15 protein-coding genes are annotated in these 13,993 nt (G+C 48.8%); 11 read left to right on the top strand and 4 right to left on the bottom strand.

From position 1 onward, the window contains the following. Positions 1-91 precede the first annotated feature (91 nt). The gene (locus H9L42_RS09905; protein WP_346726308.1) at positions 92-1,483 is read left to right on the top strand and encodes an ATP-binding protein; all 1,392 of its coding nucleotides are present in this window, start codon (positions 92-94) and stop codon (positions 1,481-1,483) included. On the opposite strand, the gene H9L42_RS09900 is transcribed toward H9L42_RS09905, so the two are convergent. Further along, a complete protein-coding gene (locus H9L42_RS09900; protein ID WP_187303249.1) occupies positions 1,480-1,914 on the bottom strand; it encodes a GNAT family N-acetyltransferase in 435 nt (144 codons plus the stop codon). The genes H9L42_RS09905 and H9L42_RS09900 overlap by 4 nt on opposite strands. 114 nt (positions 1,915-2,028) lie before the next feature. On the opposite strand from H9L42_RS09900, the gene H9L42_RS09895 reads away from it, so the two are divergent. Next, positions 2,029-2,193, top strand: a complete 165-nt coding sequence (locus tag H9L42_RS09895) for a hypothetical protein (protein WP_187303248.1) — start codon at positions 2,029-2,031, stop codon at positions 2,191-2,193. 292 nt (positions 2,194-2,485) lie between these two features. On the opposite strand, the gene H9L42_RS09890 is transcribed toward H9L42_RS09895, so the two are convergent. Genes H9L42_RS09890 through H9L42_RS09880 form a run of 3 tightly spaced genes read right to left on the bottom strand, consistent with a single transcriptional unit; the run spans position 2,486 to position 6,614 of the window. Continuing rightward, a complete protein-coding gene (locus tag H9L42_RS09890; protein WP_187303247.1) occupies positions 2,486-4,327 on the bottom strand; it encodes an ABC transporter ATP-binding protein in 1,842 nt (613 codons plus the stop codon). Continuing rightward, positions 4,328-6,070 carry an ABC transporter ATP-binding protein gene (locus tag H9L42_RS09885; protein WP_187303246.1) on the bottom strand — a complete coding sequence of 581 codons (1,743 nt, stop codon included), beginning with the start codon at positions 6,068-6,070 and terminating at the stop codon, positions 4,328-4,330. Between the two features lie 4 nt (positions 6,071-6,074). After that, complete coding sequence (locus H9L42_RS09880) at positions 6,075-6,614, bottom strand: MarR family winged helix-turn-helix transcriptional regulator (protein WP_187303245.1); 540 nt, start codon at positions 6,612-6,614, stop codon at positions 6,075-6,077. Positions 6,615-7,105: 491 nt separating this feature from the next. On the opposite strand from H9L42_RS09880, the gene H9L42_RS09875 reads away from it, so the two are divergent. The 9 genes from H9L42_RS09875 to hisIE are packed head-to-tail and all read left to right on the top strand — an operon-like array spanning position 7,106 to position 13,956. Next, the gene (locus tag H9L42_RS09875; RefSeq protein ID WP_187303244.1) at positions 7,106-8,233 is read left to right on the top strand and encodes an ATP phosphoribosyltransferase regulatory subunit; all 1,128 of its coding nucleotides are present in this window, start codon (positions 7,106-7,108) and stop codon (positions 8,231-8,233) included. Further along, positions 8,227-8,847, top strand: coding sequence for an ATP phosphoribosyltransferase (gene hisG, locus H9L42_RS09870; RefSeq protein ID WP_187303243.1), 621 nt, complete (start codon positions 8,227-8,229; stop codon positions 8,845-8,847). The genes H9L42_RS09875 and hisG overlap by 7 nt, the downstream gene beginning before the upstream one ends. After that, the gene (gene hisC, locus H9L42_RS09865) at positions 8,844-9,917 is read left to right on the top strand and encodes a histidinol-phosphate transaminase (RefSeq protein ID WP_187303242.1); all 1,074 of its coding nucleotides are present in this window, start codon (positions 8,844-8,846) and stop codon (positions 9,915-9,917) included. Before hisG ends, hisC begins: the two co-directional genes overlap by 4 nt. Then, positions 9,914-10,501: an imidazoleglycerol-phosphate dehydratase HisB gene (gene hisB / locus H9L42_RS09860; protein WP_187303241.1), complete on the top strand. Its 588-nt coding sequence runs from the start codon at positions 9,914-9,916 to the stop codon at positions 10,499-10,501. The genes hisC and hisB overlap by 4 nt, the downstream gene beginning before the upstream one ends. A gap of 13 nt (positions 10,502-10,514) precedes the next feature. Further along, complete coding sequence (gene hisH / locus H9L42_RS09855; protein WP_187303240.1) at positions 10,515-11,138, top strand: imidazole glycerol phosphate synthase subunit HisH; 624 nt, start codon at positions 10,515-10,517, stop codon at positions 11,136-11,138. 20 nt (positions 11,139-11,158) lie between these two features. Then, the gene (locus H9L42_RS09850) at positions 11,159-11,800 is read left to right on the top strand and encodes a DUF4825 domain-containing protein (RefSeq protein ID WP_187303239.1); all 642 of its coding nucleotides are present in this window, start codon (positions 11,159-11,161) and stop codon (positions 11,798-11,800) included. A 21-nt stretch (positions 11,801-11,821) separates the two neighbouring features. Further along, a complete protein-coding gene (gene hisA, locus H9L42_RS09845; protein ID WP_187303238.1) occupies positions 11,822-12,532 on the top strand; it encodes a 1-(5-phosphoribosyl)-5-[(5-phosphoribosylamino)methylideneamino]imidazole-4-carboxamide isomerase in 711 nt (236 codons plus the stop codon). A gap of 17 nt (positions 12,533-12,549) precedes the next feature. Beyond that, positions 12,550-13,305, top strand: a complete 756-nt coding sequence (gene hisF, locus H9L42_RS09840) for an imidazole glycerol phosphate synthase subunit HisF (protein ID WP_187303237.1) — start codon at positions 12,550-12,552, stop codon at positions 13,303-13,305. A gap of 15 nt (positions 13,306-13,320) precedes the next feature. Next, the gene (hisIE, locus tag H9L42_RS09835; RefSeq protein WP_187303236.1) at positions 13,321-13,956 is read left to right on the top strand and encodes a bifunctional phosphoribosyl-AMP cyclohydrolase/phosphoribosyl-ATP diphosphatase HisIE; all 636 of its coding nucleotides are present in this window, start codon (positions 13,321-13,323) and stop codon (positions 13,954-13,956) included. Positions 13,957-13,993 lie beyond the last annotated feature (37 nt).

Raw genomic sequence — 13,993 nt, 5'->3', positions numbered from 1 at the left:
CTGCAAACTTAAGCAAGAGAATTGTATTAAAAGAACATCCAGGGAGACAAAATAAATATAGTAAAAGTGAAAGAAAGCAGAAGTACAGAATGTGAGTGATGCTATGAATATAAATGAGTTGATCGGTGAAGCGACCGAATATGACAAAAAGCTCATGCTTGAAACAAAGAAAGCAAAAAGCTGGTGCAAAAGTGTAAGTGCATTTGCGAATACACTTGGGGGCGCCTTGATTTTCGGCATTTCCGATCAAGATCAGTTTATTGGATTGGAAAATCCAAATTCTGATGCAGAGAAGATAAGCGAGATCATTAAAAGCAGACTGGATCCGATTCCGGAATTCAGACTCAGATTTTATAAATCAGAAGAAGGAAAAGTATTGATCATACTCGACATTTTCAAAGGAGAGGAAACGCCGTATTATTATTCAGGCGATGGCATGTTAGAGGCATATGTACGTATTGGAAATGAAAGTGTGAAAGCAACTGCAATAGAATTGAAAAGACTGGTTCTCAGGGGAAGGAATACATCGTATGATTCACAGGATTCACCTTACAAAGTGGAAGATTATGCATTTTCTAAACTCAGGGAAAGGTATAAAAAATGGACTGGAAGCAGCTTTGATGAAAAAGATCTGGTTTCATTTGGGCTGGCAAATGAAAATGGGTATTTAACGAACGCAGGCGCGCTGATAGCAGATGAGAGCCCGATCCGCTGTTCAAGAATATTCTGTACAAGATGGAATGGAATGAATAAAAGTGGAGGCATTGTGGATGCATTGGATGATGCTGAATATTCTGGAAGTGTAATTTCTCTTATTGATAACGGAGAGGCATTTATAAAACGTAACACGAAGATGATGTGGCGAAAGACCGCTAATTCAAGAGAAGAAATGCCAGAATATGTAGAACGGAGTTACCATGAAGCTTTGATTAATGCTCTGGCACATCGGGACTATCTGGTGAATGGAAGCGAGGTGCATATAGACATTTATGATGACCGTATGGAAATTTATTCCCCAGGTGGTATGCCGGACGGCTCTTTGATCCAGGAGAGGGATCCGCTTACAGTCCCTTCTACAAGGAGAAACCCTGTGCTTGCGGATGTGTTTAACAGACTTGGGTATATGGAGAGAAAGGGCAGTGGATTTGGAAAAATTATAAGCGGATATGAATTTCAAGTTAATTACGATAACAGTAAAAAGCCGTCATTTCGGTCGGACAGATATCAGTTTACGGTTGTAATGCCAAACCTGAACTACGATGTCACCCAAGATGTCACCCAAGATGTCACCCAAGATGTCACCCAAGATGAGATGGATCTGCAGATTATAAATTTGATACAACAAGACCCCAAAATAAGCACAGAAAAAATGGCACTTGCATTAGGGGTAAGCACTCGAACGATAAAACGGCATATAAAAGAAATGGATCATGTTCAATATATCGGCCGCGGTTTCAGCGGGCATTGGGAAATCACAGACTAATCGTTAATCCATCGCACCATTCCGGCACCCATGTGATCGTTGGGGCGTGCCACAAAACCAAATTTTTCATAAAAAGATTCATTACCGGGAGTTGCCATCAGGTTTACCATGACGCATCTCCCGTCTTTTGTAAGCTGATTCAGCCATTCTGTAATATTTTCCATCAGCCGGCGGCCGACGCCCTTCCCCTGGTATTCAGGAAGCACCATGACATCGACAATCAGCGCCATATATCCGCCGTCGCTGATAACCCGGGCCATGCCGACAGGCTTTGTTTCTCCACGGCTTTCGCTGTCATCCCAGGCTACTGTCAGATAGGCGGAATTCTCAAGACCAATCCGGGCCTGTTCCTCATCCAGCTCTTTCCAGCCTACGGCAAGACGGATACGATTGTATTCTTTTACGGAAATTTGAGAATTGTAAATAAGCATTTTTCACCTCCTGGAATCAGTATAGCATATTCGGACAAAGATGGTCGAGGGGAGAATTTGTGAATAAATCTTCGGAATTCAGTCCAGAATCGGGATAGCAGAAAGGAGAAAACGATGCTCAATACATATAAACTGGACAAATACGGACTTCCCTATAAGGTCGGAAATTTACGGACAGAAAAAACGTTGAAAAAAGAGGAAACCGGCAAGCCGGTTTCCGGACTGCTCTCTCATAATGGAAAGCAGAAAGCATTTCATTTATATGTGTTTGGCCAGTAGGAACAGCGCCTGCGCCTGCGCGAACATTTTGCGGATTGTTAAATGGATGAGTGCGGATAATAGGAAGAGCGAGCAGATAAACGCGCTTCTCTTCTTTCATCTATGCATTTGTTGGCGCTGTCCGCACTAGGGGGAAGTTTCTACAGGCTTTTGTTGGCGCTTCCCGCACCCGATGGACCTTCTTAGGCGTTTTGTTCGCGCCATGGTGGGGATGGACGCATGGTGGGGCTGGACGCTGTGCCTCGCTACCTACACCCTGCTCCGGTCGGACAGCGGGGAAATTTCTCAGACCCTAGTCTTCCGCGAACTGGCTGTTGTACAGGTTCGCGTAAAACCCGTTTTCTTCAAGCAGCTGCCGGTGTGTTCCCTGCTCGATAATATCTCCGTGATTCATGACCAGAATCCAGTCCGCGTCCCGAATCGTAGAAAGACGATGGGCAATGATGAAGCTGGTCCGATCCTTCATCAGATTGGCCATGGCCTGCTGGATCAGCGCTTCCGTCCGCGTGTCTACGGAGCTGGTCGCTTCATCCAGAATCATAATCGGTGTGTCGGCGAGAATGGCGCGGGCAATGGTCAGGAGCTGTTTCTGGCCCTGGGAAATGTTGTCCGCTTCCTCGCTGATTTCCATATCATAGCCTTTGGGCTGGGTCATGATAAAGTGGTGAATATGGGCGGCTTTGGCGGCTTCCACAACTTCCTCGTCGGTAGCGTCCATTTTGCCGTAGCGAATATTATCCCGGACAGTTCCGTTAAAGAGCCAGGTATCCTGCAGCACCATACCGAACATGCCGCGCAGCTCCTTTCGGGAATAATCGCGGATGTCGTTTCCGTCCACGGTAATCCGTCCCTGGTTGAGTTCGTAAAAGCGGAGCAGCAGCTTTACAATCGTGGTTTTTCCCGCGCCGGTAGGCCCGACAATCGCTACCCGCTGACCGGGCTGAACCTGGAAGTTAAAGTCTTTGATAATCAGTTCTTCCTCATAGCCAAAGCCGACATGCTCAAAGCCCACAGAGCCGCGAAGATTTTCCCGGCTGAGCGCCGGAGTTCCGTCTGCCTTTTGATCCGAGACCTCCTCTTCCTCATCCAAAAGTTCGAAAACCCGTTCCGCGGCCGCCGCGGTGGACTGGAGCAGGTTTGCCACGTTAGCCACCTGGGAAACCGGCTGGTTAAAGGAGCGGACATATTGGATAAAGGCCTGGATATTTCCGATGGTGATGCTTCCGTTCAGCGCCAGGTGTCCGCCCAGAATGCAGACCGCCACATACGCCAGATTTCCGATGAAGTTTGTCAGCGGCATCATCAGGCCGGAAAGAAACTGGGATTTCCACGCGGATTCATAGAGCTTTTCGTTGTACTCGTCAAACACCTCCTCCGAGGCTTCCTCCCGGTTAAAGGCTTTGACAATCGTATGTCCCGTATACATTTCTTCCACATGGCTGTTGACTTCGCCCAGATACTTTTGCTGAGCCTTGAAGTGGCGCTGGGTCTTTCCGATAATCAGGCGGATAACCAGCATGGACAAAGGCAGCACAATCAGCGCTGTGACCGTCATCAGAAGATTGATACGGATCATCATAACAAGAATTCCGATGATCATGGTAATACTGGTGATGATCTGGGTCAGACTCTGAGAAAGGGTCTGGTTGACGGTTTCAATGTCATTTACCACGCGGCTCTGAATTTCACCGTGGGTCTTGCTGTCAAAATATTTCAGCGGCAGCCGATCCATTTTCTCGGACATGGCGCGGCGCAGCTCATATGTTACTTTCTGGGAAACGCCCGCCATAATATACCCCTGAATTGTGGAAAAAAGAAAACTCAGAGCGTAGAGGACGATAAGCAGAATCAGAATATCCAGAAGCGCGCTGAAATCAATTCCTGCCGGAGACATGAGCCCTTTTACCACTTCATCCGTGGCGTCGCCTAAAATAGTCGGCGACACAATGGAAAAGACCGTACTTGCGATGGCGAAAAGAAAGACCACGCTTACCGCGATTCCATGGGGCCGCAGATAAGAGATCAATGTTTTCATGGTACCGCCGAAATCCTTGGCTTTTTCTCCGGGCATCATGCCGTGAGGACCCCCTGCCGGCCCTCTTCTTCTTTTTTGCCGTGTTCCTTTGTCTGCCATTTATGCCAACCCTCCTTTACCAAGTTCTTCTTCGCTGAGCTGAGAAGAAGCAATTTCCCGGTATACGCTGCATTCCTTCAAAAGCTGGGAATGGGTGCCGATACCGGCGATCTGTCCTTCATCCAGTACAATAATTTTATCCGCGTCCATAATCGTATTGATCCTCTGGGCGACGATAATAAAGGTACTGTTTCCTACCTTTTCTTTCAGAGCCTTTCGCAGCGCGGCGTCTGTTTTGAAATCCAGCGCGGAAAAGCTGTCGTCAAAGAGATAAATCTTCGGATTCTTTAATAATGCCCGCGCAATGGAAAGTCTCTGCTTCTGGCCGCCGGAAACGGTAGTTCCGCCCTGCGCCACCGGTTCTTCAAAACCTTCTGGTTTTTCCCGGATGAAATCCATAGCCTGGGCGATTTCCGCCGCGTCCCGCATCTCCGCGGAGGAAGCGTCCTCTTTCGCGTACCTGAGGTTGGAGGCGATGGTGCCGGAAAACAGCATCCCTTTCTGAGGGACGTAGCCGATCGCCTGGCGCAGACTTTTTTGCGAAATCCTGCGGATATCCGTTCCGTCCAGGAGAATTTCTCCCTCGGTTACATCATAAAAACGCGGAATCAGGCTGATCAGAGAGCTTTTTCCGCTTCCGGTACCGCCGATAATTGCCGTAGTCTCTCCGGGATTGGCGGTAAAGCTGATGTGGGAGAGCGTCTTTTCCTCCGCGTCCGGATAGGCGAAGGATACATCGCGGAATTCGATCTTTCCCGCGGGACTATCGGCTTCCACACAGTCCGGGGCGTCGTTGATGCTCGGTTCTACTTTCAGCACCGCGCCGATTCTCTGGCCGGAGACAACGGCTCTTGGAATCATAATAAACATCATGGTAATAAAGAGGAAGGAAATAATAATCTGCATGGCGTACTGCATGAATGCCAGCATATCCCCTACCAGCAGATTCTGGGCGTCGATCAGCTTGGAGCCGACCCATACGATGAGGATGCTGGAAAGATTCATCACCAGCATGAGAGCGGGCATGAGAAAGGACATAGCCCGGTTGACAAAGATGTTGATCTTCTTCAGCTCCAGATTCGCTTCATCAAAACGATCTTCCTCATAAGGCTCCATGGTAAAAGCGCGGACCACCAGAAGGCCTGAAAGCCGCTCGCCCATAATCAGATTGATCCGGTCCAGTTTTGACTGGAGCACCTTAAATTTGGGCATTACCAGGAAAAAGGCCAGCGCCATAATCAGCAGGATCGCCAGTACGGCCAGAGCAATGGTCCAGGAAAGCGGAACGCTGGTCCGCAGGGCCTTGATGACCGCTCCGATTCCCATGATCGGAGCGAAACAGGCAAGCCGCAGAATCATAACCGTAGACTGCTGTACCATCTGTACATCGTTGGTGGAGCGGGTGATCAGAGATGCCGTGGAAAACCGTTCCAGTTCCGCGGCGGAAAAGGCGGTTACACGGCGAAACAGCGCGCTGCGAATGTCTCTGGAGGACTTGGCCGCCACCCGCGCGGAAAAAAGCCCCGCGAGTCCGGTGCAGATTACAACTGCCAGCGCTACCAGCAGCATGATTGCCCCGGTCTTATAGATGTAAGACATATCGCTTTTTATAATCCCGAAATTGATGATATCCGACATGTAGCCGGGAAGCGCCAGTTCGCACATCGCCTGTCCGAATAGGGCGGCGATAATGAGCAAAATGATCGGGATATAGGGTTTGTAATACTTCAGCATTTCTTTCATAAGATCAAATTTCCCCCTTCTGAGTCATAGAATCAACGAATTCCTGTACATCCGCAGGATGAGAACAGCCGCATTCCCCGGCGCCGTGACCCGGATGGGTCAGTTTCCGGCGGTCTTCACCTGCGGCTTCCACCACATTATCACACGCCCGGGATAAAAGGCTTTGAAAGATTTCACTTTCCTCTGCCGACATCCCCTTGGTCAGAATCTGAAAAAATTCTTCCGACGCAGCCTCCGCGGCCGCGTAAAGCTCCCGGGACTTTTCGGTAGGATAGAGGCGGTAAGCCCGTCTGTCCTTTTCGTTTTGAACCCGCCGGATATATCCTTCTTTCAGAAGCGGGCGGATTCCCTTGGCGACAGCCCCTTTGTTGAGACCAAGATAAGAGGCCATCTGCTCCTGAGACGTTCCTGGATGATTGCAAATACATGAAATATATCCCATCTGATGCCCGGACAGATGAAATGCCTTGAGTTTCCGAATATGGAAAATGATACTGAACCGGTGTATAATGGAGAAGTATTTCATATAAATGTGATGACGCATGGTTTCCTCCTGTATCCGTACATATAGTTGAATCGGCAACTATATTACCACACAAGAAAATGGTTGTCAAGGAAACTATTTTTAGTTTCAGAGATAGATTTGCTTTATCGAAAAAATACGCAGAAAGACAGGCGTCGTTGTAGCCAGCAGCGCTTAATTTGACCGGGTGGATACAAAAGTTGTGGGCTTCGGGCTTCGAAATTTTGAGAATCGGATAAAATCAGGGATTTTTTCAAACTCTAAGCCCGCAAACGGGAAAGTTTTGTATCCCTCATGCCTTCCGGAGATGGACTGGATACAAAGGGAAGAATCTCCTGTAATCGAAAGGATCATGGAAGTGATACGCGGCTTGATTTTGGCAAGAAATTTTCGAAAAACCATAGACAATTTTCGAAAGTATGTTATAATACTTGCATAAGTTAATGCTTTAATTCGATAAAGCGGTTGACATGTTACATATTATAAGTATAAAGAAAGGATTGACTCGGCTTATGAAATATAAAAAGGCGAAATTGAAGCCCGATGAAAAAGCATGTCTGCAGCTCAGAGGTCTCTATGAGCAGTACGGCTATAAAAAATATAAAATGGGTAAATTTGAAGAATACAGCTTGTACGCGGAAAACAAAGACTTTCTCGGAAGCGACAAGGTGATCACGTTTACGGATCTGGATGGAAGGCTCCTTGCCCTCAAGCCCGACGTGACCCTGAGTATCATCAAAAATACCAACGCCACTTCCGAAAGTAATGAAAAGCTGTATTATCTGGAAAATGTTTACCGGGAGAGCCGGGAAAGCCATACCTTTAAAGAAATCAGCCAGATGGGGCTGGAGTGTATCGGCAGAGTGGAGCCATACTGTATTGTGGAGGTGATTTCTCTGGCGGCGGAAAGCCTGAACGCCATCAGCGGGGACTATATCCTGGAACTTTCCCACATGGGATTTGTCGTTGAACTGCTGAAAAGCTTTCAGGTGGCAGAACACACCAAACTCCGGCTGCTGGGGCTGATCCGAAATAAAAACGCGGACGGTCTTAGAAAAGCGGCAGAAGAGGCGGAACTTTCCAAACTGCAGACAGAAAGCCTGTGCAAACTGCCATATCTTTACGGCAACGCGGAGGAAACCATTAAAAACGCGAAAGAAATCTGCTTCAGCAGCGCCATGGAAAAGGCTCTCGCGGAGCTGGAAGCCATATACAGCGCTTTAAGCGAGATGGGGATTGGCGAAAAGATCCAGTTTGATCTTTCCATTGTCAATGATATCGACTATTATAACGGGATCATTTTCAAGGGCTATGTGAAAGAACTGGGGAGCTGTATTCTGGCGGGAGGCCAGTACGATCAGGCGGCGGCGCGCCTGGGGAAAAAGGCGGAAGCTATCGGCTTCGCGCTTTATCTGAATGAAGTCAATCGCATTGTGCAGGAAAAGGAAGAATATGATATCGACGCGCTTGTCCTGTATCGATGCGGCGAACCGATCGTTTCTGTGGCAAAGGCAGTCAGGGGCCTGCAGGAAGAGGGACTGAGCGTGCGCGCGGAAAAGGCCCGGCCAAAGAACGTCCGGGCGCGGGATATCTATGTACTGGAAAACGGAACCCTGAGAAAGGAGGAACCGACATGTTAAATATTGCGCTGCCCAAAGGGCGTCTGGGCGATCAGGTATACTCTATGCTGCGGGACGCGGGATACGACTGTCCGGCTTATGAGGATAAGAACCGGGAGCTGGTTCTGGAAAGCCCGGAAAAAGGTGTCCGCTATCTATTGGTAAAGCCCAGCGACGTGGCGATTTATGTGGAGCACCACGCGGCGGATGTGGGAATTGTAGGAAAGGATATCCTTCTGGAATCCGGGCCGGACGTATATGAACTGCTGGATCTGAATATCGGAAAATGCCGGATGGCGGTAGCCGCGCCGAAAGGCTATGTGGAAGATCCGGATCGGACCTTGCGGATCGCCACCAAATATGTCAATATCGCTAAAAAATTCTACTCGGAAAAAAATCGGGACATTGAGATTATTAAACTCAACGGCAGCATTGAGCTGGCGCCGATTCTGGGCCTGTCCGACGTGATCGTGGATATTGTGGAAACGGGAAACACGCTGAAAGCCAATAACCTGGAAGTGATTGAGGAGTTTAAAGACATCAGCGCCCGGTTTATCGCCAATAAATCCAGCTTTAAATTCCAGAACGAGATTATCAGCGATATGATGAACAAACTGGGGGAGGCGGTAAAATGAGCAGATTTTTAAACAGGCAGTATGAAAAACTTGAGCCGTACACCCCGGGAGAACAGCCGAAAACAGACGGTCTGATTAAACTGAATACCAACGAAAACCCATATGAGCCCAGTCCGCGGGCAAGAAGGGTGTTTTGTGAAGAACAGGTGAGCAAACTAATGCTTTATCCGGATCCCGAAGCGGCGGAACTGGTAAACGCGGTCGCCGACTATTACGGACTTGAAAAAGAACAGGTCATAGCGGGAAACGGGTCAGATGAAATCCTGGCTTTCTGCTTTATGGCGTTTAAAAGTCCCAGCGACAAGGTGTATTTTCCGGAGCCGAGCTACGGATTTTACAAGGTGTACAGCGATGTGTTCCTCTTAAAGTCAAATCCGATTCCCTTAAAAGAGGATTTGCGAATTGACCCGGAAAAATATAAAAATCTGGACGGTACGATCATCTTGGCAAATCCGAACGCGCCGACCGGGATCGCCTTGAATTTAGAGGATATCGAGGATATTCTGAAAACAAATGAGAGCAACTTAGTGATTATTGACGAGGCTTATGTTGATTTTGGCGCAAAAAGTTGCGTGCCTTTTTTGCGAAAATATGATAACCTATTAATAGTACAGACTTTTTCAAAGTCCAGAAGTCTGGCAGGAGCCAGAGTCGGATTCGCTATGGGGAACAAAGAGCTGATCGCGGATCTGAATCGGATCAAGTTCAGCTTTAACCCTTATAACTTGAATCGGCTTTCCGTTCAGGCAGCCGCGGCGGCGATCCGGGACGATGAATATTTTCAGAAAACCAGAAAAAAAATCATCGAGACCCGTACATGGATATCCGCGGAACTGGAGGCTCTGGGTTTTACGGTGCTTCCGTCTTCCGCCAACTTTATTTTCGTAAAAAGCGGCAGTCTTTCCGGCAAAGACTATTTTACAGGACTGAGAGAAAGGAACATACTGGTACGGCACTTTGAGAAGGAGCCTGTTTCGGATTTTGTCCGGATCACCATAGGAAAAGAAGAGGATATGCGGACGCTTTTGTCAGTGACAAAGGATCTGCTTACAGAAAGGAACAGAAGATGAGGACAAGCCAGATTCACAGGAAAACCGGTGAAACGGATATTCAGCTTTCCCTGAATATCGACGGCAGGGGGACTTACGACATCGACACAGGATGCGGATTTCTCAACCATATGCTGGAGCTGTTTGCCCGTCACGGCCGATTTGATCTTTCTTTAAAGTGCAGCGGCGATAGCCACGTAGATGACCACCACACAACGGAAGATATCGGCATTTCTCTGGGACAGGCGTTCCGGGAAGCTCTGGGAAACAAGCGGGGAATCCTGCGGTACGGCAGCATGATGCTTCCTATGGATGAAACGCTGATTCTGTGCGCGTTGGACATCAGTGGAAGAGCGTATCTTAATTTCGATGTGCAGATCCCCACAGAAAAGGTAGGGAGCTTTGACACCGAACTGACAAAGGAATTTATGACCGCGCTGACAAGAGAGATGGGGCTGACCCTTCATTTTAAGATGCTGGCGGGAGAAAACAGTCATCATATTATAGAAGCTGTTTTCAAGGCTCTGGCAAGGGCTCTGGCTCAGGCAGCCGCCATCAGTGAGGAATACGCGGATGAAATCCCTTCGACTAAGGGCGTTCTTTAAAGAAAGGTAAGACATGATTGCAATAATTGATTATGGGGTGGGAAATCTGTTTTCCCTGTCCGCGTCTTTAAAATTTCTGGGCGCGGAAACAAAGGTTACAAACAAAGAAGAAGATCTCCGGACCGCCGATCGGATTATCCTTCCGGGAGTGGGCGCTTTCGAGGACGCAATCGCCAAGCTTCGGGCAACCGGTCTTGTGGAGGCGATTCTGGAGGAAACAGAAAAGGGAAAGCCGCTTCTCGGCATTTGCCTTGGAATGCAGCTTCTTTTTGAAACCAGCTACGAGTATGGAGAGCATAAAGGATTGGGACTGATTCCGGGTGAAATCGCTTCCATTGAGGCGGATCTCCCCGCGAGGCCTTCCGGTGAAAAGCTGAAGGTTCCGCATATCGGATGGAACAGCCTTCATCTGAAAAACGAAGACCCTCTTTTCAAATACATCAAAGAGGGCGATTACGTCTATTATGTTCACAGCTTCTATGGCAAGAATTGTCTTGAAAATACTATCGCATCGTCAAATTACGATATTGAAATCACAGGCGCCGTTCGCAGAGGTTCCGTTTACGGAACCCAGTTCCATCCGGAAAAGAGCGGCAATGTGGGGCTCAACATTTTAAGAGCCTTTATGGAACTATAGTATTACAGGAGACAAGTACAATGAAATCAGTGCGAAGTGTTATCAACAAAAATCTTAAGATGCTCCTTATTGTGGCAGCAGTTACTGCCGTTGCACTGGGCGGGTTATTACTGCTGATTACGGGAAATCAGGAGCGGGATCAGGTTACTGTGGAACCGCCTTCTGCCGCTTCCGAATCGGAAAGCACCGAGGCGGAAACGGAGACATCAACGGAAGAAGCGCAGTCCACGCAGGCAAATATTTCACAGAGAGCGCAGAATCTGTTTGCCGCGAAAGTGGACAGTCTTGAAGATTCCGCAGCCGTGGCGCAGCTGCTGGAAACCATTGACTTGAGGAAAAATGTAGCCGCCTATACGGTAAGGCTGCAGCTGGAAGAAGAGCCGAAGGGTATGACGATTACCTTTGACGAAACTGTCGCGGAGGCGGATAAGGACTCTTTTGATCAGAATATGCAGCAATACGCGGAGCTGATTCTGGCCCTTGTGGCGGACGCGCAGGAAGTGCAGTGGACCTATACCCTGCGCTCAAACGGATCCAATGAAGAGGTGACCGTTTATCTCAACGAACAGCAGGCTACGGATCTTTTGAAAAACAGCGTAAAGCAGTACGGCGAATCGGCAGAGATGGTTCAGGCGCTTTTGAATCAGCAGCAGCAACCGTAAATGATAGAAAGGAACTTGAATATGGAGCTATTTCCGGCGATTGATCTGCGGGAGGGGCAGGCGGTGCGCCTGTTTCAGGGAGATTACGATCAGATGACCGTTTACAGCAGGAACCCCGCGGATGTGGCAAAGTCCTTTAAAGAGAAAGGCGCGAAAAATCTTCACCTGGTTGATCTGGACGGCGCGAAGGATGGAAAACTGGTGAACTTCCAGTCGATTAAGGAAATTATCTCAGACCTGGATCTTTTTGTGGAGGTCGGAGGCGGCATCCGGGATGAAGAACGGATCTGCCAGTATCTGGATCTGGGAGTCGGCAGAGTGATTCTGGGAACCATTGCGGTTCAAGATCCGGAGTTTCTGGAAAAGATGGTTTCCCGATACAAAGAAAAGATCGCCGTGGGCGTGGATGTGAAAGATGGATTTGTAGCGATTAACGGGTGGAAAGAAGTTACAGAGCGGGAGGGAATGGAGTTCTGCCGCTATCTTTCCCAAATTGGCGTAAAGACTGTAATTTACACGGATATTTCCCGGGATGGTGGCCTGAAAGGCACAAATCTTGAAGCGTACCGCAGGTTGGCGGAGATCCCGGAGCTGGATATTGTGGCTTCCGGCGGTATCAGTTTTGAAGAGGAAATTACGCAGCTGAAAGACGTGGTATATGGAGCGATTCTGGGAAAGGCGCTTTATGACGGCCTGCTGGATCTGGAACAGGCGCTGCGTCTGGCGGAGTAAGGAGAAAATCAAGGACTATGATTACGAAACGGATTATCCCCTGTCTGGATATTCGAAACGGCAGAGTGGTAAAAGGAGTTAACTTTGAAGGAATTCAGGATGTAGCGGATCCTGTGGAGATGGCCCGCTTTTACAACGAAAGCGGAGCGGATGAGCTGGTCTTTTATGACATTACCGCAAGTGTGGAGGAACGGGCGCTGTTTTCGGATATTCTGGTGGATGTAGCGTCTCAGATTTTTATTCCGCTGACTGTGGGAGGCGGGATCAATACGCTGGATGATTTTGACCGCGTTTTGAAATGCGGCGCGGATAAGGTCAGCGTCAACAGCGGCGCGATCCGCAATCCGGATCTGATTGAACAGGGCGCGAAAAAATACGGTGACCAGTGTGTTGTGCTGAGTATGGATATTAAGAGAGTGGACGGCGTGTTCCGCCTGTTTTCCAAAGGCGGACGCGAAAATACCGGAATTGACGCGCTGCAGTGGGCAGTAGACGGCGTGAACCGCGGAGCGGGCGAGCTGGTAGTCAACAGCATCGACACGGACGGAGTCAAAGACGGATTTGATCTGGAGCTCCTGGACGCTATCGCGGCCAGAGTTTCCGTACCGATCATTGCCTCCGGAGGCGCGGGAAAGATGGAGGATTTCGCGGAACTGTTCCGTCATCCGGGAATGGACGCGGGGCTCGCGGCAAGTATCTTCCATTTTAAGGAGATCGGGATCCGCGACTTAAAGCAGTATTTGAGAAAGGAAGGCGTGGAAGTGCGCCTTTAAGGAGAGAGCAAGCTTATGGAACTGAAATTTGACGAAAAGGGTCTGATCCCGGCGATTGTCCAGGATTATTACAGCAAGCAGGTCCTTACGGTGGCGTATATGAACCGGGAATCTCTGGATATTACCATGAAGGAAGGCTATACCTGCTTTTGGAGCCGCAGCCGTCAGGAACTGTGGAGAAAAGGCGAGACCAGCGGCAACCGCCAGAAGGTTGTAAGCATTACCGCGGACTGTGATCAGGACGCGTTGGTTGTGGAGGTCATCAAGGACGGACCTGCCTGCCATACAGGCGCGGAAAGCTGCTTTTTTAATGAAGTGTATCAGGCGGAAGATGAAACGCCGTTTTCCTATGAGGGACTTTATGAGATGATCCGGGGCCGTAAAACCCAGCCGAAGGAAGGCAGCTATACGACCTATCTTTTTGATAAGGGAATGGATAAGATCCTGAAAAAAGTCGGCGAAGAATCCACAGAGGTGATTATCGCCGGCACGAAGCAGGACAAAGAGGAAACGATTTTTGAAATCGCGGATCTGGCTTATCATATTATGGTTATGATGGTGGAACAAGGTATTGAAATGAAGGACGTAACCGCGGAACTGGCAAAGCGGCATGTAGTGGACCATAAGGTAAAACAGGAGAGAATGAAATAAAAGAGAGGCTCCTTCTGAACGCAAAAGAGACTGACGA

The sequence above is a fragment of the Zhenpiania hominis genome (assembly GCF_014333425.1).
GTDB classification, from domain to species: domain Bacteria; phylum Bacillota; class Clostridia; order Peptostreptococcales; family Anaerovoracaceae; genus Hominibacterium; species Hominibacterium hominis.
Note: the sequence above shows the minus strand (reverse complement) of the source record. Positions and strands in the feature narration are given on the sequence as shown.